Raw genomic sequence first — 25,379 nt, forward strand, 5'->3', positions numbered from 1 at the left:
AGACGCAAATCAGACCACTCCGTACTGCATCGAGCAACAATACCGCGGGTCGATCGTTCTGTCCCCATGCCGATCGATCTTCCACCCAACATGAATGCGTCAGCGACGGCTCACGTCCTCGTTGCCGCACCCCGCGTAGGAGACATGCTATGTCCGGCGCTGTCGTCGGCGTATCGATGCACAAACAGTCCGTCGGACGATATCGATCGGCTAATGCAGCAGTTGGACCGCGTTCCCTCGGTCCAGCCAACTGTGGCCACTAAGCTTACGAGCGGCGATCCCGACTAAGGTCGTCGACCTCGCCCATGATCGTGTCCAGCGCGCTCATGCCGGGTTCGTTTGTGTGCGTGCGCCGTGAGGGTAGCGTGTTGTCGCCCATCACTGCCTCAAGCGCAACACGGCCACGCGCAACGCGGCTCTTGATGGTGCCGACAGCGACACCGCAAATCTCGGCAGCCTCTTCGTAGGCAAAGCCACCGGCTCCCACGAGGATCAATGCCTCGCGCTGCGGCTGCGGGAGATGCAGCAGTGCGCGCTGCATGTCGCCCAGTTCGACATGCTTGTCCTGGCTCGCCGGCGCAGCAAGGATCCGGTCAGCGACCAGATCGTCCCACTCGCCCTTGAAGCGCGCACGGCGCATTTGCGACAGATACAGGTTGCGCAGAATGATGAAGGTCCATGCGCGCATATTGGTGCCGGCCTGGAACCGCTGACGCGCAGCCCATGCCTTCATCAGCGTTTCCTGGACGAGATCGTCGGCCAGATCGCGATTGCCGGACAACGAACGACCGAACGCACGCAGATGTGGAATTACCTGCGCCAATTCCTTCTTGAACTCGGGGTCCGACAGCGCGACGTGCTCGACTGCGGGCACGTCGTCGTGAATATCGTCCTGATCGATCGCGTCGGTCATGAAATCCTGTCTCGTGGCGTCATTTGCCACACATGGGAACGGCGTTCCGCAATGTCCAACCCCGGACCTGCAGAACGCCATAGTAGCATCAAAACGTTAGCGGTTGAAAACCAGCAATATCACGGCAAACAGCACCACTACCAATGCCAGCGAGATGCCGAGCACATACCGTGTCACATGTGGGGTCGATCCCGCACGTGCATCTTCCCGGTCGACGTGGATTTCGTCCCTGTCCGCCATGCGAGCCCCGTTTGTTGTTGTTCCGTATCGTATGGAACCCAACACCCGGACACGCGATGGGTTCCCGGAGCTACCAGGAACCCGGCGCGGCACGCCTCAGATAGCCGGAACAGTCGTCTGGTCGAAGAACAGGGCCTGCGCGATCGCAGCCTTGACCGTGGAACGCTGGAACGGCTTGGTGATGAGGAACGTCGGTTCCGGCCGCTCGCCAGTCAGCAGACGCTCCGGGAATGCGGTGATGAAGATGACCGGCACTTCGAACTCGGCCAGAATGTCCTTGACCGCGTCGATCCCCGAACTGTCGTCCGCAAGCTGAATGTCGGCAAGCACCAGACCCGGACGATCCTCCATCGCCAACGCAACCGCTTCGTCGCGCGTGACCGCGACACCGGTCACGTCATGCCCGAGGTCGCGCACGATGGTTTCGATGTCCATCGCGATGATCGGCTCGTCCTCGATGATGAGAACGCGCGCACGGGTCTGCTTCTCGATCTCGGTCAGCGCCTCGGCGACCAGCGAGTCCACCTCCTCCGGCTCGACTTCGATCAGATACGCCGCATCCTCGGGCGTAAAGCCTTCCATCGCCGTCAGCAGCAACGCCTGACGCGACAGCGGCGTCATCCGTGCGAGACGGGCGCGTGCGATGGCTTCCTGCCCGTCACCCTCGCTGGCGCTCATGTTCTCAGGCGTCTCGTCGTAATTCGTCGACGTCCAGATCGCGTGGAACATACGGTAGAGACCGAGACGCGGATCGACGTCGCGGGGGAATTCCTCGGGGGCGGCGACGATCGCTTCCAGAGTAGCCCGTACATAGCGGTCGCCATGCGTCTGGCTGCCGGTCAACGCGCGGCCGTAACGGCGCAGAAAGGGAAGATGGGGGGCGAGCTGCTGTCCAAGCGACATGGCTGTCGGGGTCTCCGTAATGGGTCAGGTCGGGTGGTCTTGTGGAAGCGCCCCCCGGCATATGCAACGCGTTTCGTGGCTTCTTGGTATTCGAAACTTAAAATCGCATCCCAGGCGGAACCATCGAAGAGCTATTTGGTTTCATCACCCAATCGCTCACGTGCATTCTTTATGCAGTGAGTATCCGTGCCGGATTGTTACGGCAGCATTTTGATTCTATCCGGGCATCCGGATCTCAGGGGGACGGCATTGCGTTCGGGCGACGACTCTTCGAAAAAGCCGGAAGCGGCCGTGGTGCGGAAAGCCGGAGGCCCGGTCGCGGGCGCGAAAGTTCAAAGCAAGGACCGCGACATGGGCGCGGCTTTGCGGACGGTCTACCAGCGTACGGTCGAAGAGGAGATCCCGGCGGATTTGCTCGACCTTCTTGGCAAGCTAGACTGATCCTGCGGTGACAGACATCGCGGGCGCCCCCACCCCCGCGCGGACTGGCCGGAAACTCGACCGCGTCCCGACGGGCGCAAAGGTCTTTCTGATCCTCAGTGCGGCGCTGCTGCCATTGGCGATCATCGCTTTTTTCGCAACGCTGCGCACCGCCGAACTGGCGGATGAAGCGACGCGGGCGCAAATGCGCCTGACGACCACGGAAAGTGCGCGCAAACTCGCGATCGAGCTGATCGGCGACATGACCGCGCTCCGCGTCTCGCTGAACGCACTTGAGATCGACCCCGGCAACACGCCAAGCTGTGCGCGTGCGCAAGGCGTATTCGCGCCGCAACTTGCGGTCGGTACCCGCTTCGCCATTACCGATGCACGTGGACGCGTCATCTGCGGTGCGGCGCTGCCGATCCGCGGTGCCGTGGCACCCCCCAGCATGGACGGCCCGGTCACCGCGCAAATCCACCCCGGACGCGGACTGACCCTGTCGACGACGAGCGCATCTGGTCGCACGCATGCGACAGCCTATTTTCCCGCCGCTGTCCTCGAAGCGGTCGCTACGCCGACGGCCTATGCGCAAGCGTATGAAGCGGAACTGGTGCTCGACCGGCGGACGCTCACGCTGCAGCAACTCCCCCGGCAGGCCCCGCTCGAACGGCGGACTGCGCTGTCGATGCCGGTCGGGGTCGACGATATTGCGTTGGTCACGCGCACCCCGTCCGCCCCGATCACATCGCCCGTCCTGATCGCGCTGATCCTGCCGATCGTGATGTGGGCTGCGGCGGCCGGAATCGGCTGGTTCGTCGTGGATCGTCTGTTGATCCGGTCGCTGCGCCAGTTGCGGACGCGCGTCGCCTCGTTCGTGCCGGGTGAGGAGATCGACCCGGGCATGATGCGTGCCCTGCCCGCACAGGAAATCCGCGAGCTGGGCGAGACCTTCCAGGCGATCAGCCGCACCGTTGCCGAACATGAAGCCGGCCTGGCCGAAGGTCTGGTACGGCAGACCCGCCTCACGCGGGAAGTCCATCACCGCGTCAAGAACAACCTCCAGGTCATCTCCAGCCTGATCAACTTCCACGCCCGTGCCGCCCGCAGCCGCGAAGCCGCGCATGCTTATGCGTCGATCCAGCGGCGCGTCGATGCGCTCGCGGTCGTCCATCGCAACCACTTTGCGGAGATCGAGGAAAACCGCGGCCTGCAACTGCGCTCGGTGATCGGCGAGCTTGCCGCCAATATCCGCGCGACGGCGCCGGAGGGCGCGCAGCTCAGCATAGCGCTCGACATCGCGCCGTTCCTTGCCAATCAGGATATCGCGATCGCAATCGCCTTCCTGATCACCGAGATTGTCGAACTCGCTATCACCGTCGCGCCGACGACCCAGGTTCGGATCTCGGTATCGCCCGATCCGTCGGAACAGCGCGCACTGCTGCGGATCAATTCGCCGTCGCTGGTGGACGGAGACACGATGCGCACGCTGGTTGTCGAACGCTACGGTCGGGTCATCGAAGGTCTGTCACGCCAGCTGCGGTCGAAATTACATTATGATCCGCTGGTCGGGGCCTATGAAATCTCGGTGGCGATCACCGGCCGCGACTGAGACTTCACGCGGATCGCTAAAAATGCACTTTCCGCGATTTTAGTCGGAACCAGATCGCCAAACGTCCGTTCTGATATTCGGATAGCGAATTTATGCCCCCCCGCTCTCGCTATCCGCAACATGGACCCGGTCGCGCCTACCCCTCCCCCCCCCGGTGGCGCGCCCGGGTCCAATTCCTCACATCGCTACTGAGACCATCCTTCGATGGGTCGAATCTGTTCGGATGGTGGAACGATCCTGCGTTCCGATCATTTCGATTGCAGGCATCCTGCCCCGGCAGGACGCTCGTGATTTAAAGGAGGTTCGTATGCGTAAGGTTCTCAGTCTCGCTCTCGTCGCCAGTGCCGTTCTGGTTAGCGCCTGCAACACCGTCGAAGGTGTCGGCAAGGACGTGAAGTCGGCAGGCAGCACCGTCGAGAAGACGGCAGACAAGTCCAAGTAAGACGGACTTAGCCGGAATCGAAAGGCCGCCCCTGCGACGCAGGGGCGGCCTTTTTCATGTCCGTCAATCAACCGTGCGGCGGATCAGCTCTCGACCAGATCGGTGCTAGCGGTTTTTGCCCGACCCCGCTCCGAGAACCAGATTGCGATCAGCGCCAGCTCGTACAGCAGCACCAGCGGCACCGCGAGCATGATCATCGACCCAGCGTCTGGCGGCGCCAGAACGAGCGCCAGCGCGAAGCAGCCAACGATTGCATAGCGTCGTGCGCCCACCAGCTGCTTGCGCGTCACCAGCCCCGCACGCTCCACGATCATCAACACGACCGGCATCAGGAACGCGATCCCGAAGCCAAACAGAAACTGCATGATGAAGTCGAGATAACTGGCGACCGACGTCAGAGCCTGCTGCTCGACGCCGCCGAGGTTCCCCTGGAAGCTCAGCAGGAAGTGCAGCGCGGCGGGCACCGCGAGGAAGTAGGCCATCGACGCCCCCATCCCGAACAGCACCGGCGTCGCGATCAGGAACGGCAGCAGCGCCCGTTTTTCCTGACGGTACAAGCCGGGTGCCACAAAGCCCCACAACTGGTTCGCGATCACCGGAAAGGAAATCATCAGCGCCGCGAACAAAGCGATCTTGATCTGTACGAAGAAGCCGTCGAACACGCCGATCGTGACGATCCGCGTCTGCCCCGCCTTGAGCAGCGGCTGCACCAGGATCGTGAAGATGTCGCGCGAGAAGATGTACGTCACGATCACCGCGACAAAGACCGTCGCGAGACAATAGAATAACCGACGCCGCAATTCGATCAAATGATCCAGCAGCGGCGCGCGGCTGGCTTCGAGATCGTCGACCGGCGCGTTCACGACTGGGCCGCCCGTTGCGGTGCGTCGTCCGTGTGCGACGTCTCATGCCGGTCGGCTGGGACCACACTTGGCGTCACAACCGGTTCCGGCTGCACGGGGCCGGCGACATCGTGCGCCGGCTGGATCGTGGGCTGTTCCACCATATGGGGGTCCGCCTCACCATCTTCGGCAGTAGCAGCCGAATCGGCAGAGGGCAGCATCTGGACCGGGGTCGGCGGATGCTCGCGCATGATGCGCTCATTCTCCGCCGCCCACTTCTTTTCCATCTCGTGCAGTTCCGCCTCACGAACCATCGAATCGAAGCCCGATCGGAACTGCGTCGCGATGCCGCGCACCCGCCCTACCCAATAGCCTGCGGATCGCATCGCCTTGGGCAGGTCTTTGGGCGGGATGACCAGCAAGGCCACGACCCCGAGAATGATCACCTCGGATGAGGAGACGTCGAACATGCGGCTATCCGTCCGAAATCAGACTTCGCGGTCACGCACGCGGTTGCCGTCGCGGTCGAACACCGGGTCTGCGGCGGCCTTTGCTTCGATCCGGCTCGGTTCGCGGCCCGGTTCGTCCTCTTCGGCCATACCCTTCTTGAACTGCTTGATGCCCTTGGCGACGTCACCCATCATGCTGGAAAAGCGACCGCCGCCCAGTACGAGGATGGCGATAACGCCGAAAATGAGCCAATGCACAAGGCTGAAACCACCCATGGTCAATCTCCTAGGAATTCGTTCTATCTAGTCTTCATCGTACGGCTTTGCCACCTCCATAGTTTCAAACTGCAGATCGACCGGGTCAAGCAGCCCCGCCGCCTTCAGATCTTCGAGCCCGGGCAGATCGCGCCGCGTCGCCAGCCCGAAGTGGGCGAGGAACTCGGCGGTGGTCGCATAGAGCAATGGGCGCCCGGGAACTTCACGCCGCCCGGCGGGGCGGATCCAGCCCGCCTCCATCAGCACGTCGAGCGTTCCTTTCGAAATCTGCACACCCCGGATCGCCTCGATCTCCGCGCGCGTCGCGGGTTCGTGATAGGCGATGATCGCCAGCGTCTCGATCCCGGCGCGGCTGAGCTTGCGCGGTTCCTCATGCGTGCGACGGAGCAGATGCGCCATGTCGGCGGCCGTCTGGAAATGCCATCGCTCGCCCCGGCGAACGAGTTCGATCCCGCGCCCCGCATAATCCGCCTGCAACGTCGCCAGCGCGCTGCGTACGTCGATCCCGCCGAGATGGGCCCTGATGGCATCCGCGGTCATCGGCTCGGTCGAGGCGAACAGCACCGCTTCCACCGCACGGACCGTGGCATCGGGCGGAGTCATGCCGTGGCCGCCCCACCGATCGCGCGGATGTACAGCGGGGCGAACGGCGACTGCTGTCGCAATTCGACCTTGCCCTGCTTGGCAAGCTCCAACGCGGCGAGGAACGACGATGCGAGCGCGGACTTGCGGAACACGCCGCGTGCGTCCGCCGGCAGGAAGGTTTCGATCAGGCGCCAGTCGATCTCCACCCCGACCAGCCGTGAAACCCGCGCAAGCGCCGCCTCCAGCGTCATGACGGGACGATGCGCGACGATGTGCATCACTGGGCGCGTCCGCGCGGTGATGACGCCATATGCCGCGATCAGGTCATAGATCTCGGCTTGCCACAATGCCTTGCGCGTCGTCCGCAGCCCTTCCGGCGCGCCGCGCGTAAACACGTCGCGTCCGACCCGGTCGCGGGCGACGAGCCGCGCCCCCGCCTCGCGCATCGCGTTCAACCGTTCGAGCCGAAGTTGCAGCCGCAACGCGAGTTCCTCAGGCGACGGCTCGACCTCCGGATCGCGCGGCAACAGCAGCGCCGACTTCAGATAGGCCAGCCAAGCCGCCATCACGAGATAATCCGCCGCAAGCTCCAACGCGGCCTGCGCTTCCTCGACGAAGCGGAGATACTGGTCGACCAGCGCAAGGATCGAGATCTGCTTGAGATCGACCTTCTGGCTGCGGGCGAGCGCGAGCAGCAGGTCCATCGGACCTTCCCACCCTTCGATATCGAGCGTCAGCGTTTCGGGCGTGTCGGTCATGCGTAGCGCGACGCTACCAAATTCAAGATGGCGTGGGGAGCGGCTTATCGGGTGCAGCGTCCTGTTGCCGGTGAGCCGCCTCGCGGGAGAAGTTGCCATCGAATGCTCATTCACCGTGTTCCTGCGAAGGCAGGAACCCAGGGCCGCACAGAGCCACGGCTGTCGCGCGCGAGACTCCGTGACTCCTGCTTTCGCAGGAGAACGGTTTACCCCAAAACCCAATCTGCCGAAGGCTATACCAGTGCGAGCAGCGCATCACGCTGAGCGATCAGCGCGGCCATGTCGCCCTCTTCGCGCGCGCCCGCCACCGTCGCCATCGCGCGATCGAGCCGTGCGCGCGACACGTCCGACATCTCGCCCAGCCGTGCGGCGATGTCGGCCATCTCGTCCATCCGCGCCCAGCAATCGAGCACCAGGTCACACCCCGCCGCAATCGCCCCCGCGGCCTTGTCGCCCGCGTTCCCCGTCAGCGCCTTCATGTCGATGTCGTCGGTCATCAACAATCCGTCGAACCCGATCCGCTGGCGGATGATGTCCTCGACGATCACCGGCGACAGCGTTGCCGGGCGATCCCGGTCCCACGCTTCGAACACGATATGCGACGTCATCCCCATCGGCGCGCCCTTGAGCGCGATGAACGGCTGGAGATCGATTGCCAGCTCCGCATCCGACGCAGTCACGGTTGGCAGATGGTAATGCGTATCGACCTTTGCGCGGCCATGCCCCGGCATGTGTTTGACCACGCCGACGACCCCCGCCGCCCGCAACCCGTCGAGGATCGCCCGCCCCATCGCCGCGACGCGCAGCGGTTCGGACCCGAGCGCGCGCGTGGTGATCGCCTCGGTCGTGTCGGGCTGCGATACGTCGAGCAGCGGCAGGCAGTCGACCGTGATGCCGACCTCCGCGAGCATCAGCCCGATCGCCTGCGCATTCGCCTTGGCCGCCTCGATCGCGGAGATGGGCGCGATCTCGTACAGCGCATCGAATGCTGGGCCTGCCGGAAACTCGGGCCACTCGGGCGCGCGCATCCGGGCGACGCGGCCGCCTTCCTGATCGATCAGGATAGGCAGATCGGTGCGCCCCGACAGATCGCGCAGACTGTCTGTCAGCGCGCGCACCTGCGCGCGGTCGACGATGTTGCGCTTGAACAGGATATATCCCGCCGGCTCCACCGCGGCGAAGAAAGTGCGTTCGTCGGGGGTGAGGACGGGGCCGGACAGGCCGAAGATGACGGGCTTCATGCCATCGTCCTATCGCCCGCCGACCGCCGCGTCACCCCGGCCAAGACATCAAGTGCGCGGAACGAAGCACGCCTGACCCGCAGCCGCCAGTTTGGCGCACAGGCTTTTCGCCTCCCCCACGGTCCCCGCATTGACCCGGAGGCGATACACGGTGCGCCCGTTGACCTGCGCCATCTGGACCGATCTGCCGAGCGGGGCGAGATAGCTGTAGCGCTTGGCGATCCGCTTCCCGATGTCGTTGGCATCGGCCTCGGTGTCGAACGACCCCAATTGGATCGACGCGCCACCGGTCGCCGCGCCGTCCGCCGCCGGGATCGCCGAGACCGCCTTGCTTGCACCCGAATCGATGCGCTGCAATACGACCTTCTTGCCTGCGACCGGCACCTCGGGGGCGGCGGCCATGTCGATCGACGAATTGCCCATGCTGTTGCCGTTGCTCGTCGCGATCGCGGTGTCGCCCTCGCCCTGCACGACCATGCCGCCCGGTTCGGTCGGGCGGATCTTGTAATCCCCGGCAGGGGCCGCGATCAGCGCGCCGTCGCCGTTGATCCCGCGATGCGTGTCCCAATAGCGGTACCCGAGGATCGCGACAGCGACCAGCGCCAACAGTCCGACGACCATCATGACGATGCGGATGACCGGCGCGGCCCCGTCGCGCTCCTGCTCGACCGTTTCGAGCCAGGGAAGCCGGTCGCTGTCGCGCATGTCCCGGTCGCCGATCTGCATCACTTCATCTCCTGGACCGCCTGCACCCCCATGATGCCGAGGCCATTGCGGATAATCTGCCCGACCCCTTCGGCCAGGAACAGCCGTGCACACGTCACGCCGGGATTGTCGGCAAGCAGGAAGCGGCGATCCGGACGATCGTTACCGACATTCCATAGCGCGTGGAGCGATGCTGCCAAGTCATAGAGATAGAACGCAATACGGTGCGGCTCGCGCGCCGCTGCGGCGGTGTCGACGATGCGCGGGAACTGTGCTGCGAACTTTACCAGTGCGAGGTCCTCGGTGTCGAGCAGCGACAGGTCGACCGTGTCGCAGTTGATTCCCGCCTCGGTCGCGCGGCGGTGCAGCGACGCAATCCGCGCGTGCGCGTAATTGACGTAGAAGACGGGGTTATCCTTCGATGCCTCGACCACCTTGGCGAAATCGAAGTCCATCTGCGCATCGGCCTTGCGCGTCAGCATGGTGAAGCGGACGACGTCCTTGCCGACCTCGTTCACGACATCCGCGAGCGTGACGAAATTGCCCGCGCGCTTGGACATCTTGATCGGCTCGCCGTTGCGCATCAGCCGCACCATCTGGACGAGCTTGACGTCGAACCGCGTCTTGCCGCCGGTCAGCGCCTGCACCGCGGCGACGATCCGCTTGACCGTCCCCGCATGGTCGGCACCCCAGATGTCGATCAGCGCGTCGGCGGTCTGCGCCTTCTGGTAATGGTACGCGAGATCCGCGCCGAAATAGGTCCACTGCCCGTTCGACTTTTTGATCGGGCGATCCTGATCGTCACCGAACTGGGTCGAGCGGAACAGCGGCAGCACGACCGGCTCCCAATCCTCGAGCTCCTGCCCCTTGGGCGCTTCGAGCACGCCGTCATAGATCAGGTCGCGCGCGCGCAGATCGTGCTCGGCCGCCTCGGGCTTGCCCGCCGCCTGAAGCTCGGCTTCCGACGAGAACAGGTCGTGGTGGATCCCGAGCTGCGCGAGATCCGCCTTGATCAGCACGAGCATCGCCGCGACCGCGCGGGTGCGGAACAGCACGAGCCACTCGCCCTCCGGCTTGCCGACATAGGTGTCGCCGAATTCGGTCGCGAGCATCTGCCCGACGGGGACGAGATAGTCACCCGGATACAGGCCCTCGGGAATCTCGACGGTCTCGCCGAGCGCCTCGCGGTAGCGCAGGTGGACCGAACGCGCGAGCACATCGACCTGCCCGCCCGCATCGTTGACGTAATATTCGCGGATGACCTTGTGCCCGGCGAACTCGAGCAGCGCCGCCAGCGCATCCCCGACGACCGCACCACGGCAATGCCCCATGTGCATCGGACCCGTAGGGTTGGCCGAGACATATTCGATATTGACCGTCGTACCCGCACCACGGTTCGACCGGCCATAATCGCCCGCGGCGTCGTGGATCGCGGACAATTCGGTCCGCCACGTGTCGTCGGTCAGCGTCATGTTGATGAAGCCCGGCCCGGCGACCGAAACACTCGAGACCTCGTCGAGCGCCTCCAAATGCGCCGCGATCTTCTCCGCGAGCGCGCGCGGGTTGGTCTTGGCGGGCTTGGCCAGCACCATCGCGGCATTGGTCGCGAGATCCCCGTGCGTGATGTCGCGCGGCGGCTCGACCGTGACGTTGGCGCGCGACAGGTCGGCGGGCAGATCCCCCGCGGCGACGAGCGTATCGAGCGCCGCATCGATATGCGCGGCAAAACGGGTGTAGAGGGTCATGGGGGTCGTCCGGTGGTGTCTGCGAGCGCGCCCCTTAGCGGATGTGACGGGCGGCTTCAAATCACCTTCGCTCCTCCCCGGCACGGGGAGGGGAACCGTGCGCATTCAGCGAACGGTGGAGGGGAGCTTCCGCCCGTGACACGCCCCCCTCCACCCCTCAGCTGGAGATGCCGAGCGGTCCCCCTCCCCGTCCCGGGGAGGATTGAGATGGTACAACAGCGGTTGCTTTGCCTGGAACACCATGTGTACCACCCGCGGCATACACTTTGTGTCGAAAGGTTGCCCATGCACGCCAAGTCGCTCCTGCTCGCCGCTACTGCGGCGTTGATCGCGCTCACCCCAGCGCTGGCACAGGAGCAGGCGGCGGCGCCCGTCGGCGGCGACATTCCGAAGAGCTTCACCCCGCCCGAAACCGGCCGCGACTATGTCAAGCGCGAGGCGATGATCCCGATGCGCGACGGGACCAAGCTCTACACCGTGATCGTCTACGCCAAGGGCCTGACCAACGCACCGATCGTGCTGACGCGCACGCCATACAACGCCAAGGGCCGCGCCAACCGCACCGACAGCACAAGCGAGCTGTCGACGCTGCCGCTCGCCGACGAGATGTTCGTCAAAGGCGGCTACATCCGCGTCTATCAGGACATCCGCGGCAAATACGGCTCGGAGGGCGATTACGTCGTCACGCGCCCGGTGATCGGCCCGCTCAACCAGACCAAGGTCGATCACACCACCGACGCGTACGACACGATCGACTGGCTGGTGAACAAGGCGAACCTGCCGCAGTCGAACGGCCGCGTCGGGATGATCGGCTCATCCTACGAAGGTTTCACCGTCGCGATGGCGCTGCTCCACCCGCACCCCGCGCTCAAGGTGGCCGCACCCCAGAGTCCGATGGTCGACGGCTGGATGGGCGACGACTGGTTCCACTACGGCGCGTTCCGTCTCCCCAACATCGGCTGGCTCGGATCGCAGACCGGCTACAAGGGCGCTGGCAAGTCCCCGCCGTCGGGTGGCTATGACGATTACGACAATTTCCGCACGATCTCGGCGGGCGATTGGGCGAAGAAGTCGGGCTACGACCAGCTCCCCTATTGGAACCGCATGGTCCAGCATCCGGCCTATGACAGCTTCTGGTCGGGCCAGGCGCTCGACACGCTGCTCGCCGCGACCCCATCGAACGTTCCGACGCTATGGGAACAGGGCCTGTGGGATCACGAGGACATGTGGGGCGGCATCCGCGCCTATGAGGCACTGGTCAAGGCGGGGCACCAGTCGAACAACTATCTGGTGATGGGCCCGTGGCGGCACAGCCAGGTCAACCGCGAAGGCCGCTCGCTCGGGCCGCTGCAGTGGAACGGCGACACCGCGCAGCAATATCGCGAAGACATGGTGCTGCCCTTCTTCAACCAGTATTTGAAGGATGGCCCGGCGGTCACGCTCCCCGCCGCGGCGATCTACAACACCGGTGCAAACCACTGGGACAATTTCCCGAAATGGCCGCTGTCGTGCGACAAGGGCTGCGACACCGGGCTGACCCCGCTGTATCTCCAGGCGGACAAGGGCCTCGGCTTCCAGCGCGCGGCGAATGGCGGCGACAGCTATGTTTCCGATCCCGCCAACCCCGTCCCGTATCTCCCGCGCCCGATCAATTTCGAGGACGGACGCTGGGGCGAGTGGCTGGTGTCTGACCAGCGTTCGGTCGACGGCCGCACCGACGTGATGAGCTATTCGACCCCGGTGCTGACCAAGACGGTCAAGGTCTCGGGCGTGCCATGGGCGGACATCTTCGCCAAGACGACGGGGACCGACGGCGATGTCGTGGTCAAGCTGATCGACGTCTATCCCGACGAAGTCGCGAGCAACCCCAAGATGGGCGGTTACCAGCTTGCGATCAGCCTCGACATTTTCCGCGGCCGCTATCGTGAAAGCTTCGCCAAGCCGACCGCGATCCCGGCGAACAAGACGCAGGAATATCGCTTCCGCTTGCCCGCGGTGAACCACGAATTCCTGCCGGGTCACAAGATCATGGTGCAGGTCCAGTCGTCGCTGTTCCCGGTCTATGACCGCAACCCCCAGACCTTCGTCCCCAACATCTTCCTGGCGAAGCCGGGCGACTACAAGAAGGCGACCGTGACGATCCAGCACGGCAGCGTCGGCGCGAGCGCGGTGTTGCTCCCGGTGGTGGCGCAGTAAGCCTACACTCACCTACACTTCCCCGGCGCAGGCCGGGGCCCAGTAGCGAAGGTCGAGGTAACGAAGCGCTGTCACCAGCTACCTCGGTCCCCGCTACTGGGCCCCGGCCTTCGCCGGGGAAGCGAAGAGTTTGGGAAGCGAATGGTTTGGGACGTTAAGGGGTGGGGGTTGGGGAACGGCAACGCCGCTACACCAACCCCGCCACCGCCGCCGTCCCCCTGGATGACGGAAACAACGCCGCCATCGCCTTCGCCGATTCCACCCCGAAATGCCCCGCAACCGCACCACCGATGAACGCATCGAGCTGCAACGTCGGCCGCAAATCCCGCCCCTCGAACAACGCACTCGCCGCAAGCCCCGGCCAGTCCGCCAGCACCCGCCCGCCACGCACCGCGCCGCCCAGCAGCATCGTCGAACTCCCGGTCCCGTGGTCGGTCCCCCCGGTCCCGTTGACCGCGACGGTCCGCCCGAACTCGGTCGCGACCAGCACCATCGTATCGTTCCACAACGGCCCCAGCCCGGCCTGAAGCGCGCCGATCATCGCATCCAGCCCCTTCAACTGCGCGCCGAGCCGAGCGCGTTGCCCGGTATGCGTGTCCCAGCCGCCGGTCTCGATCATCGCGATCCGCGCGCCGTTCGCAGGCGCCATCAGCCGTGCCGCAAGCGCACCGGTCGCCGCGGCATTCGCGCCGCCGCCCGCCGCCAGATCGCCGGTCAAGGCACGCGTCCCCATCGCCTCGCTCCACAAGGCGTGAAGCTGGCTGTCCCCTTCGTACAGCATCGAAACGCGCTGCATCAGATCGTCCGAAGCCTGGGGCAAGCTCGACGGCGCATAGGAGGAAACGTCATGCGCTCCGCGCAACGCGAGCGGCACCGTCGCCGACACCGCGATCGCCTTCGCCTGCGTCGGAGGCAGCACACCGAGCAGCCGGTTCATCCAGCCGTCCTTGAGCTGATACGCGCCCGTCCCGCCGCTCTCGAGCACGTTCTGCCCGTCGAAATGCGACCGGTCGCGATACGGCGAGGCGACCGCATGCGCGAAGAGCGCCTGCTTCTGGCCGTACAACGCCTGCACGCTCGCCATCGCGGGATGCAGCGCGAACATCGAATCAAGCTTCGGCGCGCCCGCGAAATCGAGCGCCAGATCACCGCGCGCCCCCGCAAACGCCGGGTCGCCGACCGGCGCGACGATCCCCAGGCCGTCCGCCGCGCCGCGCTGGATGATAAAGACGAAGCGCTTGTCGGTCTCCGCCTTGGCGAACGCCATGCGCGGGCTGAGCGCGGCAAACACGGCACCGGCGACACCCGCGCCGAGAATCGAACGACGATCGTACATGGCGATTACCTCCGCAGGAATTCGGGCGCGACGAGCAGCAACGCAAGCGCCTGCGCCGGGCTCTCGCAGTTGGCGAGCGCGGTCCGGGTTGCGGGACTGACCGCCCCCGGCATGATTTTCGGCGCGAGCGCCCGCGCATCGACATTCGCCGCGCGCGACGCGAAGCGCTCCGCCGCCTCGACCCGACGCAGCACCGCATCCGGCCCCGCCCAACTCGCGGCAATATCGTCATAGCCGATCGGCTGCCCCGGCTTCCACGTCGGTTGCCCGAGCTGGTTGAGCAGTCCGACCATCGCCTGCGGGTCCGCCGTCTTGACGTTGAGCGCGCGCATCGACGAGATCGTCCACTCCCACGGCGTCTTGAACTTGAGCGGGCGCTCGACCCACACTTCAGGCGAGGCAATCAGCGCACGATAGACCGTCGGCAGATCCCCGCCCGACGTCAGGAACGCTGCCTGCAACCGCCCGACTAACGCTGGCGGCGGCGTATCGCCCGCGAAATGCCGCGCGAGCTTGGTCATCACGTGCGCCGCTGTGGCGGGCGCGATCGCCACGTCCTGCAATACCGCGCGCGCCTGCTCGACCCCGCCCGCGGGATAGCGCTTACCCATGATCAAGCGGTCGCCGGGTTCGTGGATCGGGGCCGCGAAAACGAAGTCGCCCGGCAATCCATCGGTCCCCGCAGCCCCCGCCCCCGGCCCCCGCCCGATCCCCGCGACGGTCCAGCCGGTCATCGCGCGCGCGAATTCGGTGACGTCGGCCTGGGTATAGCCGGTGCGCACGCCGAGCGTATGAAGCTCGAGGATCTCGCGCGCGAGATTCTCGTTCAGCCCGACCTTGCGGTTGCCGCGCGCCGTGATCCGCAATCCGCGCGGCGAATTGGGGCCGACCGACACCGCCTGGTCGAGATACAACAGCATCGCAGGGTGCTGCTCGACCGCGACCAGCATGTCGAGGAACGTGCCCAGCACATGCGGCCGGATCGCCTCGAACTCGAGCGTCCCCGCCAGACCGATCAGTTCCAGCTTGTCCGCCGACACCGCAAAATGGTTCGCCCAGAAATGCACCAGCCGCTCGACGAACGGCGTATCGGTGACGAGCGCATTGGTCGCCCGGGCGGCGACCGCGCCGGCATAGTCCGCGCGACTGGTCCGCTGCGCGAATTGGCGCGCCTGTTTCATCGCATCGTCGCGCCCCGGCTTCTCTCTGGTCGGTGGTGCCATGCCGGGCGCGCCCGGGGCCTGCATCGGCGAAGGCGGTACACTTTGGCCGGGTGCCGGCGGATTGGACGCCCGATTCCCCTGCGCCATGCGCAGCGCGCGTTGCTGCCGGAAATAATCGGCGAGCCCGGCCGCCACGGTCGCGCTGGTCGGTGCATTGGCGATGACGTCGGGATGCGGGTCGAAGCCGCTCAACTGCCGCGTCAACCAGTCCACCGGGTCCACCGGAGGCGGCTGGTCGCCGCGCGCGCCAAGCCCGAACCGGTTCATCGCGATGCTGACTTTCGTCACAGAAGCTGTCCCTATACCCGAACGACCAGGACCTTCTGGACCGGCTTTGTCGCAAGACTTTGCCGGACACGACAGCACGGCGTTCGTTCCGTGCAACTGGCCTCGCGTCGTTTGCGCTTGGGACGCATGTTGCAATGCAATATAAAACGAACAGCACACCAACCCGTGGAGGGGATGCTGATCAGGCTTTCGTTTGAAAGGAACCGGTCATGCTCAAGTCCATCGTCACCGCCGCAGCCGTCATCGTCGCCACCGCTGCCCCCGCGTTCGCCGACACCGTGAGCGATGCGCGCACCTTCACCCGCGACGGCGAGACCTTCACCTACACGCAAGTCGCCAAGGACGATCACGTCGACATCGATGGTCGCAATCTCAATTCGGGCGAAACCTTCCACCTCGTCGTCCGCGGCAAGCGCGTTGCCGGTGTCGCGAACGGCAAGCCCGTATCCTTCTTCGTCCCCGCCAAGGCTGCAGTGATGGACGACAAGGTCGTCGCTCTGCGCTGATCGCTCCCCCGGCAGGGGCTTCGGCTCGTATCGAGCGATCTCGCATGCCCGCTAGGGCGCACCGCTGCCCCCCCGGTTTGGTGCGCCCTAGAACCCGTCCGGCAAGTCGATCGGACCGACCGCTTCGCGATAGCGTGAGACCGCATAGCGGTCGGTCATTCCCGCGATGAAGTCCGCGATATGGCGGCTCCGCCACGGCTCGGCGTCGGGTAACCGGTCCGCCCATTCCCCCGGCATCAGGCGCGGGTCCGCACGATACGCCGTGAACAGCCCCGCGACGATCCCTTCCGCCGTCCGCGCCGCCTCGAGCTGGCGCGGATGATGGTAGAGGTTGACGTACATGAACCGCTTGAGCGTCCGCTCGTCGTCGCGCATCGCGTCCGAGAAGCCGACGAGGCAACGCCCCGCCGCGCGAACGTCCGCGACGTCACCGATACCGACAAGCCGCCGCTCCGTCTCGGCGATCAGGTCGTTGACCATCGTGCCGATCTGGGTGCGGATCAGTTCACCGACCAGACGATCGGGCGCGACATCGGGGAAACGTGCGCGCACGCCGTCCCACTCGCGCGCGACCACCGGCACCGCAAGCAACTGGTCGAGCGTCAGCAGTCCGGCGCGCAACCCGTCGTCGATGTCGTGATTGTCATAGGCGATGTCGTCGGCGATCGCGGCGACCTGCGCCTCGAGGCTCGACCAGCGCGTCAGCTCCAACGGAAACGCCGCATCGCATTCCGCCAGCGCCCAGCCCGGCCGCGCGATCGGCCCGTTATGCTTGGCGAGACCCTCGAGCGTTTCCCACGTCAGGTTGAGCCCTTCCCACCGCGGATACGGGCTGTCGATCAGCATCAGCGCGCGCAGCGTATTGCCATTGTGATCGAACCCGCCCTGCCCCGCGAGCGCACGCTCCAGCGCATCCTCGCCGGCATGGCCGAACGGGGGGTGTCCGATGTCATGCGCCAGCGCCAGCGCCTCGGTCAGATCCTCGTTGAGCCCGAGCGCGCGCGCGATCGTCCGCGCGATCTGCGCGACTTCCAGGCTGTGCGTCAGGCGAACGCGGAAGTGATCGCCGTCGGGCGCCATGAACACCTGCGTCTTGTGCCGCAGCCGCCGGAAGCTGATCGAATGGACGATCCGGTCGCGGTCGCGCTGAAACGCGTCGCGCGGGCCGCGCACCGATGTCGGGTCACCTGCCCCCGGTCGTTCGTCGTGCAGCCGTCCCCGGCTCTGCTCCGGGCGGCTCGCCCAGCGCGCGATACTTCTCATTTACCCGGCAATTTCGTGACTTTCTGACCCGCATCGCTGGCGAAGACGAATCCGGAGATACCCTGTTTGGCAAGCGTGTTGACGAACGCCTGTGCTTCGTCGTCGGTCTTGAACGGCCCCGTCAGCACGCGGTTGGTCGCACGCTGCGGCGTAACCCAGCCCGTCTTGCCTGCCAGTGCCTTGCTGTTCTTGGTCTTGAGCTTGTCCCATTGCTTGGACAGGTCGTTGGCATTCGCGCCACCCGCGACCTGCACCCAATAGCGCTGCGGTTCGAGCAATTTGGGATCGTTCTTGCGCTTCTCTTCGGCCTTCTTGGCCTCGGCAAGCTTCTTCGCGTCGGCCGCCTTTTGCGCCGCCTTGGACAGCTTGCCGGTCTTGCCCGCGGCATCACCGCTGTCCGCCTCTGCGGTCTTGCCCGCCTTCGCCGTCTTGTCGGCGAGCGCCTTCTTGTCGGTTGCGGACTTGCGCGTGGAGACCGGGCGATCCTCCGCCGCGTCTTCGATCACCGGCTTGGCAGCGGGCTTGCGTTGGGCGACCGGCTTCTCGGGCTGACTGCGCACGACGGCGACGCGCTCCGCAGGGGGAGCGACCACCGCCGCACGCGATGCCCCCGCCGCGACATTGTCCTCCAGCGGTCGGCTCGGCACGGCGCGCTGGATCGGCGGCGGCGACGTGACCGCCATGCGTTCGGGCGCGACCCCCAGTTCGGTACCCGGAATGTTGATCCCCGCGATGATCGACGCAAGGATCGAATCCTCGCTCCGCACCGGGCTCGGCGTGGCGACGGCTGCGGCGGGCGCACTGGCAACCGGCGCGACGTACCCGGTTCCGACACCGGCAGATGACGGTGCAGCGGCCACGACCGCAGGACGATCGACATAAGGCGTCGATGCAACAGGGGCCGCAACAGCGGGCGAAACAGGCGCCACCGCCGTCGTGCCAGTCCTGACCGGTGACGGCGCAGCGGACGCGGCATTGGCGAGCTGCGTCGGCGTCAGTCGCGCCCCTGCCGAGGCGACCGGCGCGCGGGTCTGTTGGACGGGTGCCGAATAGGCCGGCGTCGATGATCGACCAGGCGTCATCACGGTCGACGACCCGAGCGCAACGGACGACGGAAGCGCAGGCGCGGTTGTCGACTGCGGAGAAGTCTGGCCACCAACCGAACGCGCGGGTGTGCCCGCTGCGAAAGGCACCGTTGCACCCGGAGTCGGCATCGCATTCGCGGCGGCAAGGTTCGCCGCACGTGTCGCGCTCGACCCCGGCCGAGGCTGCCCGCCATAGCGCGGCCCCTGATACGGCGTCGCGGATGCCATCGTCACCGGGCGCGGCACATAGGCCGGAGGAGCTGGCAGCGGCACGACGGGCGGCGTGGTCGCCGCGACGATCGTCTCGCGTGGGCGATCCTTGCGCGAGCGTCGCTCCTTGCGCGTCGGTGCAGCCGCGACGATCACCACCGGCGGACGCGGCGTGGCCACGCTCTCGACCGGTGCCGTCGGGTCGGCGCGCAATGCGGCGAGCGGCGGGGTCATCCGGGCATCGGCGATCCGCGTCGGGGATGCGCGCACTTCGCCGAAATGCACTGCGAACGCGCGGTCGGCGGGGCGCAAGGATGGCAGGATCTCGAAGAACGGCTGCAACCCCTGCGCCATCCCGGTCGGCATCATCGTCGTCGCGATCCGCTCCGCACCCGCCTTGTCCCCGCCCATCGCAAGGATGAACGCCCGCGACCGCCATGCCCCGCGATCGCTCTTGCGCAGCAGCGGTTCGATCTCCTTGAGCGCAATCTCGCGCTTGCCCGATATGCCGAGCGACAGGGCATAGCGCCGGCGCGTCTCGTCATCCTCGGCCGCGCGCAAGGCGACGCGGTAGTCGCGTTGCGCGCGATCCTGTTCGCCGATCAGATCGTAGGCAAGGCCGCGATCCGCGGCGAAACTCCGTACGTCGCCGCCCAGGGCTTCTGCCTCGGCGAAGTGGCGCAGCGCTTCCCCCGGGCGTTCCGCACTGACGAGCAGACTGCCCTCGCCCGCCTTGACCCGCGCGTTCCGCGGATCGATCCGCGACGCGCGCGTGAAGAACGCCGCCGCCGCGGTCGGATCCTCCAGCTTGAGCGCAAGTTCGCCTGCGCGGACCAGCGCCTGGACGTTGTTGGGGTCCGCTGCCAGCAAGCGGATTTCGCTCGCCAGGCTGTCGGCATCACCAACCGGCTGGACCATCTGAGGGGACGTCTGCGGATAGGGCGACGGATAGACCGACGCGCGCGCAGATTGGGCGTGGGCTCCGGCACCGGTCGCGGCAAGGGCGACGATGGAAGCGGCGAGGCGGACGATGCGCATGGACTATCCTAAAGCCCCTTGCCGCTGAACCGGCAATGACGGCTGCACCGGCTTGCGCCAAGACGAAACGGAACATCGGCGGACGGCACACCGTGCTGCCGCCGCGTCCGGGAAGACGGCCGCCACACCTCGACGGGCATGGCGACCGACGGGGTTACTGATTATTCTGGCGATGCAGGAACCGCGGGATATCGAGCGGGTCCTTGTCGGTCGAAGGCTCTTCCTCGCGAGCGGCGCCGCGCGAAACGCTCGACATCCGCTCGAACAGCGTGCCGCCCAGCTTGACGCGCGGTGCGCTCGGCGCAGGCTCGGGCGCTGCCGGAACGGGCGCATCCTCGGACACCGCCGCGCCGGGCGACAGCCAGCGACGCCGCGTCGGCGCTTCGGCCGGGGTATCGTCGCTCGCCGGGGCGGGCACATCGACGTCGCCGTACACGCGCGGTGCGGGCGGAACGACCGCGTCGCTGCCGAGTACGAGCTCATCCGCCGCGGCGGGTGCAGGCGCAGGCGCAGGTGCCGCCGTCGCAGCAGCAGGTGCAGGCGCAGGCGCTGCGGTCGGAGCAGGGGCCGGTGCGGGGGCCGGAGCCGGCGCTGCCGTGGTCGGCTCGTCGCTCTTCTTGTTCGTGAAGCTGAACGCGCGCGATGCGGGAGCCGCTGCCTCGGGCGGGCGTGCCTCGGCCTCTATACCGGTGGCGACCACCGAGACGCGGATCTTGCCCTCGAGATCGGGATTGAATGCCGAACCCCAGATGATGTTGGCATCGTCGTCGACCAGTTCGCGAATGTGGTTCGCGGCTTCGTCGACTTCGAGCAGGCGCATGTCGTCGCCACCGGTGATCGACACGATGACGCCCTTGGCGCCCTTCATGCTGACGCCGTCGAGCAGCGGGTTGGCGATCGCCTTCGACGCCGCCTCGATCGCGCGATTGTCGCCATCGGCTTCGCCGGTGCCCATCATCGCCTTGCCCATCTCCTGCATCACCGAACGGACGTCGGCGAAATCGAGGTTGATCAGGCCGGGCATGACCATCAGGTCGGTGATCCCACGGACGCCCTGCTGAAGGACTTCGTCCGCCATCTGGAACGCTTCCTTGAAGGTCGTGTTCGCGTTCGCCACCAGGAACAAATTCTGGTTCGGAATGACGATCAGCGTGTCGACATACTTCTGCAGTTCCTCGATGCCTGCTTCGGCGCTTTTCGCGCGACGCGTGCCCTCGAACGCGAACGGCTTGGTCACGACGCCGACCGTCAGGATCCCCATGTCGCGCGCCGCCTTGGCGATGACGGGAGCCGCACCGGTTCCGGTGCCGCCGCCCATGCCCGCGGCGATGAAGCACATGTGCGAGCCTTCGAGCATCTTGGTGACCTGGTCGATCGTCTCCTCGGCCGCCGCACGCCCGATCTCGGGACGCGAGCCAGCACCCAGCCCCTGCGTGATCTTCACGCCGAGCTGGATCTTGTGGCTTGCCGCAGACTGCTTCAGCGCCTGCGAATCGGTATTGGCGACAAGGAATTCAACGCCCTGCACGTCCGCGCGCATCATGTTCGCGATGGCGTTGCCGCCTGCGCCGCCGACGCCGATCACCGCGATCCGCGGGGTCAGCTCGTCGACTTCGGGCGGCAGAAATTCGATGCTCATGTCCCAGTCTCCAACGGGCGCCAAAGGCCCGACGCACTCAATTTACTTCAGCGGCGGTTCTGCACCATCGGTGCCAGTCGTTCCAGCGCGAACCGCCCAATCCGGTCGTAATAACCTAATAATTCGCACGAGCCGCCGCCATCAGGCGACGAAATACCGCAAAACCCTTCGGACGGTGCACAAGCTGCTGCTTGCTCGACAGCGCGCGCAGGTCGATCGGGTCGGCGGCGGCATAAAAGGCCAGCCCTGCCAGAGTCGTGAACGCAGGAGTCGCATGCGCCTCGGGCAGACCGGTCAGCCCGCGCGGACGCCCGATCCGCACCGAACGGCCGAGCGCCGCCTGCGCGTAATCCGCGATGCCCTTCAGCTCCGCGCCCCCGCCGGTCAGCACGACCTGACGCCCGACCGGTCCCTCGAACTTGAGGTCTTTCAACGCCTTGGACACTTCTCCGATGAGATGGTCGAGCCGCTGGCGGATCACCGAGATCAGTTGCGCCTTGGTGATGCGCGTGCCGTCGCTCGCGTCTTCCTCGGCCGAGATCGGCGCGACGTCGATCATCTCGTGATTGTCGCGCGGGGAGGCGTTGGCCGACCCGTGGACGCACTTCATTCGCTCCGCCTGCGCGCGACGCGTGCCGAACGCGGACGCGATATCGTCGGTAATGTCCTGCGCGCCGATCGGGATCGACATCAGCCCGACGAGCATCCCGCCCGCGAACAGCGAGACGTTGGTGATCCCCGCCCCCAGCTCGACCAAAGCAACGCCAAGCTCGCGCTCTTCGTCGCTCAGGCATGCCATGCCCGTGGCGACCGGCGAGGCGATGATCGACTTCACTTCGAGATGCGCATTGGCGACGCACAACCCCAGGTTGCGCACCGGCGATCCGTCCGCGGCAACGACGTGGATATGAACGCCGAGCCGGTCGGCATGAAGCCCGAGCGGACGCTTCACGCCGGTCAACCCGTCCAGCGTATAGAGTGCTGGCTGCGCGTGAAGCACCATCCGCCCGGCGGGATCGATCGATTCCCGTCCGGCCTGCAACAACGCGTCGATATCGGTCTGCTCGACGCGGTGCCCGCCCAGCTCGAATTCGATCGACGCGACGTCGGACACCAGCCCGCCTGCCGAGAAGCTGACCCAGACGTTCTCGATGTTGAGCCCGGCGATCCGCTCCGCCTGCTCGACCGCTTCGCGCACCGCGACTTCGGTCGCGGCGGCGTCGGCGATATAGCCGCGCTTGACGCCCTTGCTCTCACGCTGGCCGGTGCCGAGCACGATCAGCTCCCCGCCGTCGCCTTTCTGCGCGATCATCGCCGACACCTTCGACGATCCAATGTCGAGTGCGGTGATCAACCCTTCCGGTGCGGTTTTAGCCATGCCCTTACCCCTGTTCCCGCCAACACTTACCGCAATCGTTTAAACCTGTGAATCCTTAGTGATTCTTTTTACCGCGGTGAGCCGCGGCACCGTGCGCGGCGTCGCCGTGGGCGAAGCCGTCGGCGTCACGGTCGCCGGTGTGGTCCCCGCCGGTGTCGCCGTCGTCGTCCCCGGCGTACTCGCCGTCGACGGCGCACCACCCGGATCGGTGATCGCCTTGTTGGTCGTCACGCCCGGCTTGCGCGCGACCAGCCGCGTCGGGTCACGCATGTCGAAACCGAGCCACCCCTTGCCCAGCAACGGGCGCACACCGTCCAGTTGTGCGAACTTGATCAACGCCTTGCCCGCCGCGATGTCGCCCTCGGGCAAGGCGAGCGTCTCGCCGGTTTCGAATGTCAGCGTCCAGCGACGGTTGCCGACCCAGGTCGCCGCCTTCACCTGCCCCTTGAGCGCAGGCGCCACATCGAGCAGCGCGCGATACGCCGGTTCCTGCTCGTTCGCATGCGGGCCGACCACCAGCGGCAGGTCCGGCATCGCTTCGGGATTGACCGGCTCGAGCCACGTCCCGTTCGACGCGATCAACGCGAGCTGCCCCTTGTTCTGCCAGATCGCGCTCGGCTGCCGCTCGATCACGCTGACCAGCAGCGTATCGGGCAACCGCCGGGATACGTGCACGTCCTCGATCCAGCCGCTGTGCGAGACGAGATCGGAGCGGATCTTCTCCAGGCTGACGAGCGGCATCGCCATCGACGGCTGGTTCGCCGCGATCTTGTAGACGACGTTGTGGTCCATCCGGTTGAGGCCGGTGATCTGGATGTTGGTGACGCGGAACCCTGCATCGCCGATCCCCTCGCCGATCGCGGTGCCGATCGCCGCGGGAATGCCGAAGAAGGACGCGAGCGCGATCAGCCCTGCCCCGACCACGCCGGTGATCGTCCAGGTCGCGATCTTGTGCAGCGTCGCGTCGCTGATCGGCAGCGCGGTAATCGCGCGATCGATCACCGACGGCTTGGCCGCCTGCTTGCGCTTGGGCTGGACCGGGCGGCGGACGGTGCCGCGCTTGATCGTTCCGCTCATGGGGAATTGGCCTTCGCCGCTTTGTCCCTGATCGCCTCGTCGACGATGATCTGGACGAGTTGCGGATACTCGATCCCGCAATGCCGCGCCTGTTCGGGGACAAGGCTCAGCGCGGTCATCCCGGGCTGGGTGTTGACCTCGAGCAGGAACAGCCCGTCGACACCCTGTTCGTCATCCCAGCGGAAGTCCGACCGCGACGTCCCCTTGCAGCCGAGCAGACGGTGCGCATCGAGCGCGATCCGCTTGCATGCCTCGGCAATCTCGTCGGGAATATCGGCGGGGAAGACATGTTCGGTCAGCCCGTCGGTATATTTCGCGTCGAAATCGTACCAGCCATTCTTGGGCTTGAGCTCGGTAACGCCGAGCGCCTTGTCGCCCAGCACCGCGGTCGTCAACTCGCGCCCGCGGATATAGGGTTCGGCGAGCAGCTCCTCGAATTCGGTCCACGGCCCCGCCACGCCGCGTGCGATCGGGTTGCCGTAATTCCCCTCAGCGGTCACGATCGCCACGCCGACCGACGAGCCCTCGTTGACGGGCTTGAGCACATAAGGCCGCGGCAGCGGATCGGCGTCGTAGAGCGATTCAGATTTGACGATCCGCCCGCCCGGCATCGGAATGCCACCGGGGACGAGCAGCAGCTTGGTCAACTGCTTGTCGATCGCGATGACCGACGTCGCCAGCCCGCTATGGGTGTAGGTCAGCCCCATCAGGTCGAGCATGCCCTGGACGGTGCCATCCTCCCCCGGCGTGCCGTGGAGCGCGTTGAACACGACGTCCGGGGCGGCATCGGTCAGCCGCGCGGCGACGTCCTTGCCCATGTCGATCCGCGTGACGCGGTGGCCGAGCGACTCCAGCGCATCGGCGACACCGTTGCCCGACATCAGCGATACTTCGCGCTCGGCAGAGGGTCCGCCCATCAGGACCGCGACATGCAACACGCTCACAATCCGTCACCCCCCAAGCCGTCATCCCCGCGGAGGCGGGGATCCATTAGCGCGACGGCAATATG

Annotated in this window: 24 protein-coding genes; 5 read left to right on the forward strand and 19 right to left on the reverse strand. The window is 66.1% G+C overall.

All coding sequences use genetic code 11. The features are described 5' to 3' along the window. Window positions 1-265: 265 nt before the first annotated feature. From AC3WJR_RS10745 to AC3WJR_RS10755, 3 genes are all read right to left on the reverse strand, one after another. Window positions 266-913 carry a sigma-70 family RNA polymerase sigma factor gene (locus AC3WJR_RS10745; RefSeq protein ID WP_354282050.1) on the reverse strand — a complete coding sequence of 216 codons (648 nt, stop codon included), beginning with the start codon at window positions 911-913 and terminating at the stop codon, window positions 266-268. A gap of 96 nt (window positions 914-1,009) precedes the next feature. Then, complete coding sequence (locus AC3WJR_RS10750) at window positions 1,010-1,153, reverse strand: hypothetical protein (protein ID WP_354282049.1); 144 nt, start codon at window positions 1,151-1,153, stop codon at window positions 1,010-1,012. 96 nt (window positions 1,154-1,249) lie between these two features. Then, on the reverse strand, window positions 1,250-2,056 hold the full coding sequence (locus tag AC3WJR_RS10755) for a response regulator (protein WP_354282048.1): 807 nt from the start codon (window positions 2,054-2,056) through the stop codon (window positions 1,250-1,252). Window positions 2,057-2,305: 249 nt separating this feature from the next. Here AC3WJR_RS10755 and AC3WJR_RS10760 point away from each other — a divergent pair, with 249 nt between their 5' ends. The 3 genes from AC3WJR_RS10760 to AC3WJR_RS10770 all read left to right on the forward strand — a co-directional run bounded on the left by AC3WJR_RS10760 (window position 2,306) and on the right by AC3WJR_RS10770 (window position 4,530). Continuing rightward, a complete protein-coding gene (locus AC3WJR_RS10760; RefSeq protein ID WP_492724884.1) occupies window positions 2,306-2,497 on the forward strand; it encodes a NepR family anti-sigma factor in 192 nt (63 codons plus the stop codon). Window positions 2,498-2,504: 7 nt separating this feature from the next. Beyond that, the gene (locus AC3WJR_RS10765) at window positions 2,505-4,088 is read left to right on the forward strand and encodes a sensor histidine kinase (RefSeq protein WP_354282046.1); all 1,584 of its coding nucleotides are present in this window, start codon (window positions 2,505-2,507) and stop codon (window positions 4,086-4,088) included. Between the two features lie 307 nt (window positions 4,089-4,395). Further along, a complete protein-coding gene (locus AC3WJR_RS10770; RefSeq protein WP_131527076.1) occupies window positions 4,396-4,530 on the forward strand; it encodes an entericidin A/B family lipoprotein in 135 nt (44 codons plus the stop codon). A gap of 83 nt (window positions 4,531-4,613) precedes the next feature. On the opposite strand, the gene tatC is transcribed toward AC3WJR_RS10770, so the two are convergent. From tatC to argS, 8 genes are all read right to left on the reverse strand, one after another. Beyond that, the gene (gene tatC / locus AC3WJR_RS10775; protein WP_354282045.1) at window positions 4,614-5,393 is read right to left on the reverse strand and encodes a twin-arginine translocase subunit TatC; all 780 of its coding nucleotides are present in this window, start codon (window positions 5,391-5,393) and stop codon (window positions 4,614-4,616) included. Further along, window positions 5,390-5,842 carry a Sec-independent protein translocase subunit TatA/TatB gene (locus AC3WJR_RS10780; protein ID WP_354282044.1) on the reverse strand — a complete coding sequence of 151 codons (453 nt, stop codon included), beginning with the start codon at window positions 5,840-5,842 and terminating at the stop codon, window positions 5,390-5,392. Before AC3WJR_RS10780 ends, tatC begins: the two co-directional genes overlap by 4 nt. An 18-nt stretch (window positions 5,843-5,860) precedes the next feature. Then, a complete protein-coding gene (locus AC3WJR_RS10785) occupies window positions 5,861-6,097 on the reverse strand; it encodes a twin-arginine translocase TatA/TatE family subunit (RefSeq protein ID WP_354282043.1) in 237 nt (78 codons plus the stop codon). Between the two features lie 27 nt (window positions 6,098-6,124). Then, window positions 6,125-6,700, reverse strand: coding sequence for an SMC-Scp complex subunit ScpB (gene scpB / locus AC3WJR_RS10790; protein ID WP_492724888.1), 576 nt, complete (start codon window positions 6,698-6,700; stop codon window positions 6,125-6,127). Then, complete coding sequence (locus AC3WJR_RS10795; protein WP_492724890.1) at window positions 6,697-7,440, reverse strand: segregation and condensation protein A; 744 nt, start codon at window positions 7,438-7,440, stop codon at window positions 6,697-6,699. Before AC3WJR_RS10795 ends, scpB begins: the two co-directional genes overlap by 4 nt. A gap of 233 nt (window positions 7,441-7,673) precedes the next feature. Then, window positions 7,674-8,681: a glycoside hydrolase family 3 N-terminal domain-containing protein gene (locus AC3WJR_RS10800; protein ID WP_492724892.1), complete on the reverse strand. Its 1,008-nt coding sequence runs from the start codon at window positions 8,679-8,681 to the stop codon at window positions 7,674-7,676. A gap of 48 nt (window positions 8,682-8,729) precedes the next feature. Next, window positions 8,730-9,407 (reverse strand): SPOR domain-containing protein, encoded by a 678-nt coding sequence (locus tag AC3WJR_RS10805; RefSeq protein ID WP_492724894.1) that lies wholly within the window; start codon window positions 9,405-9,407, stop codon window positions 8,730-8,732. After that, entirely contained in the window at window positions 9,407-11,131 is a 1,725-nt protein-coding gene (gene argS, locus AC3WJR_RS10810) for an arginine--tRNA ligase (protein WP_354282039.1), read from the reverse strand. Before argS ends, AC3WJR_RS10805 begins: the two co-directional genes overlap by 1 nt. Before the next feature lie 285 nt (window positions 11,132-11,416). Here argS and AC3WJR_RS10815 point away from each other — a divergent pair, with 285 nt between their 5' ends. After that, a complete protein-coding gene (locus tag AC3WJR_RS10815) occupies window positions 11,417-13,327 on the forward strand; it encodes a CocE/NonD family hydrolase (protein ID WP_492724897.1) in 1,911 nt (636 codons plus the stop codon). A gap of 187 nt (window positions 13,328-13,514) precedes the next feature. Here AC3WJR_RS10815 and AC3WJR_RS10820 read toward each other — a convergent pair whose 3' ends face one another. Both AC3WJR_RS10820 and AC3WJR_RS10825 read right to left on the reverse strand, forming a co-directional pair. After that, window positions 13,515-14,663 carry a DUF1501 domain-containing protein gene (locus AC3WJR_RS10820; protein ID WP_492724899.1) on the reverse strand — a complete coding sequence of 383 codons (1,149 nt, stop codon included), beginning with the start codon at window positions 14,661-14,663 and terminating at the stop codon, window positions 13,515-13,517. Window positions 14,664-14,668: 5 nt separating this feature from the next. Continuing rightward, entirely contained in the window at window positions 14,669-16,174 is a 1,506-nt protein-coding gene (locus AC3WJR_RS10825) for a DUF1800 domain-containing protein (protein WP_492724901.1), read from the reverse strand. Between the two features lie 209 nt (window positions 16,175-16,383). On the opposite strand from AC3WJR_RS10825, the gene AC3WJR_RS10830 reads away from it, so the two are divergent. Further along, window positions 16,384-16,680 carry a hypothetical protein gene (locus AC3WJR_RS10830; protein WP_354282035.1) on the forward strand — a complete coding sequence of 99 codons (297 nt, stop codon included), beginning with the start codon at window positions 16,384-16,386 and terminating at the stop codon, window positions 16,678-16,680. Between the two features lie 87 nt (window positions 16,681-16,767). Here the strand turns inward: AC3WJR_RS10830 and AC3WJR_RS10835 are convergent, their stop codons facing one another. The 6 genes from AC3WJR_RS10835 to AC3WJR_RS10860 form a co-directional block, all read right to left on the reverse strand. Then, complete coding sequence (locus tag AC3WJR_RS10835; protein WP_492724903.1) at window positions 16,768-17,943, reverse strand: deoxyguanosinetriphosphate triphosphohydrolase; 1,176 nt, start codon at window positions 17,941-17,943, stop codon at window positions 16,768-16,770. Further along, window positions 17,940-20,276, reverse strand: a complete 2,337-nt coding sequence (locus AC3WJR_RS10840; RefSeq protein WP_492724905.1) for an SPOR domain-containing protein — start codon at window positions 20,274-20,276, stop codon at window positions 17,940-17,942. Before AC3WJR_RS10840 ends, AC3WJR_RS10835 begins: the two co-directional genes overlap by 4 nt. 154 nt (window positions 20,277-20,430) lie before the next feature. Next, a complete protein-coding gene (ftsZ, locus tag AC3WJR_RS10845) occupies window positions 20,431-21,915 on the reverse strand; it encodes a cell division protein FtsZ (RefSeq protein WP_492724907.1) in 1,485 nt (494 codons plus the stop codon). A gap of 115 nt (window positions 21,916-22,030) precedes the next feature. Then, window positions 22,031-23,293, reverse strand: a complete 1,263-nt coding sequence (gene ftsA, locus AC3WJR_RS10850; protein ID WP_354282031.1) for a cell division protein FtsA — start codon at window positions 23,291-23,293, stop codon at window positions 22,031-22,033. Window positions 23,294-23,332: 39 nt separating this feature from the next. Then, window positions 23,333-24,370 (reverse strand): cell division protein FtsQ/DivIB, encoded by a 1,038-nt coding sequence (locus AC3WJR_RS10855; RefSeq protein WP_492724909.1) that lies wholly within the window; start codon window positions 24,368-24,370, stop codon window positions 23,333-23,335. Next, the gene (locus AC3WJR_RS10860) at window positions 24,367-25,305 is read right to left on the reverse strand and encodes a D-alanine--D-alanine ligase (RefSeq protein WP_492726115.1); all 939 of its coding nucleotides are present in this window, start codon (window positions 25,303-25,305) and stop codon (window positions 24,367-24,369) included. The genes AC3WJR_RS10855 and AC3WJR_RS10860 overlap by 4 nt, the downstream gene beginning before the upstream one ends. Between the last annotated feature and the right edge of the window lie 74 nt (window positions 25,306-25,379).

Source organism: Sphingomonas sp. FW306-05-A (assembly GCF_058782275.1).

Bases quoted from the DNA above. Each gene is read 5' to 3' on its own strand.
- AC3WJR_RS10750 (WP_354282049.1), bottom strand. From the start codon at position 1,153: ATGGCGGACAGGGACGAAATCCACGTCGACCGGGAAGATGCACGTGCG.
- AC3WJR_RS10855 (WP_492724909.1), bottom strand. From the start codon at position 24,370: ATGAGCGGAACGATCAAGCGCGGCACCGTCCGCCGCCCGGTCCAGCCC.
- AC3WJR_RS10805 (WP_492724894.1), bottom strand. From the start codon at position 9,407: ATGCAGATCGGCGACCGGGACATGCGCGACAGCGACCGGCTTCCCTGG.
- AC3WJR_RS10840 (WP_492724905.1), bottom strand. From the start codon at position 20,276: ATGCGCATCGTCCGCCTCGCCGCTTCCATCGTCGCCCTTGCCGCGACC.
- AC3WJR_RS10835 (WP_492724903.1), bottom strand. From the start codon at position 17,943: ATGAGAAGTATCGCGCGCTGGGCGAGCCGCCCGGAGCAGAGCCGGGGA.
- AC3WJR_RS10745 (WP_354282050.1), bottom strand. From the start codon at position 913: ATGACCGACGCGATCGATCAGGACGATATTCACGACGACGTGCCCGCA.
- scpB (WP_492724888.1), bottom strand. From the start codon at position 6,700: ATGACTCCGCCCGATGCCACGGTCCGTGCGGTGGAAGCGGTGCTGTTC.
- AC3WJR_RS10770 (WP_131527076.1), top strand. From the start codon at position 4,396: ATGCGTAAGGTTCTCAGTCTCGCTCTCGTCGCCAGTGCCGTTCTGGTT.
- AC3WJR_RS10780 (WP_354282044.1), bottom strand. From the start codon at position 5,842: ATGTTCGACGTCTCCTCATCCGAGGTGATCATTCTCGGGGTCGTGGCC.
- AC3WJR_RS10820 (WP_492724899.1), bottom strand. From the start codon at position 14,663: ATGTACGATCGTCGTTCGATTCTCGGCGCGGGTGTCGCCGGTGCCGTG.
- AC3WJR_RS10800 (WP_492724892.1), bottom strand. From the start codon at position 8,681: ATGAAGCCCGTCATCTTCGGCCTGTCCGGCCCCGTCCTCACCCCCGAC.
- AC3WJR_RS10830 (WP_354282035.1), top strand. From the start codon at position 16,384: ATGCTCAAGTCCATCGTCACCGCCGCAGCCGTCATCGTCGCCACCGCT.
- ftsZ (WP_492724907.1), bottom strand. From the start codon at position 21,915: ATGAGCATCGAATTTCTGCCGCCCGAAGTCGACGAGCTGACCCCGCGG.
- AC3WJR_RS10795 (WP_492724890.1), bottom strand. From the start codon at position 7,440: ATGACCGACACGCCCGAAACGCTGACGCTCGATATCGAAGGGTGGGAA.
- ftsA (WP_354282031.1), bottom strand. From the start codon at position 23,293: ATGGCTAAAACCGCACCGGAAGGGTTGATCACCGCACTCGACATTGGA.
- AC3WJR_RS10785 (WP_354282043.1), bottom strand. From the start codon at position 6,097: ATGGGTGGTTTCAGCCTTGTGCATTGGCTCATTTTCGGCGTTATCGCC.
- AC3WJR_RS10755 (WP_354282048.1), bottom strand. From the start codon at position 2,056: ATGTCGCTTGGACAGCAGCTCGCCCCCCATCTTCCCTTTCTGCGCCGT.
- argS (WP_354282039.1), bottom strand. From the start codon at position 11,131: ATGACCCTCTACACCCGTTTTGCCGCGCATATCGATGCGGCGCTCGAT.
- AC3WJR_RS10815 (WP_492724897.1), top strand. From the start codon at position 11,417: ATGCACGCCAAGTCGCTCCTGCTCGCCGCTACTGCGGCGTTGATCGCG.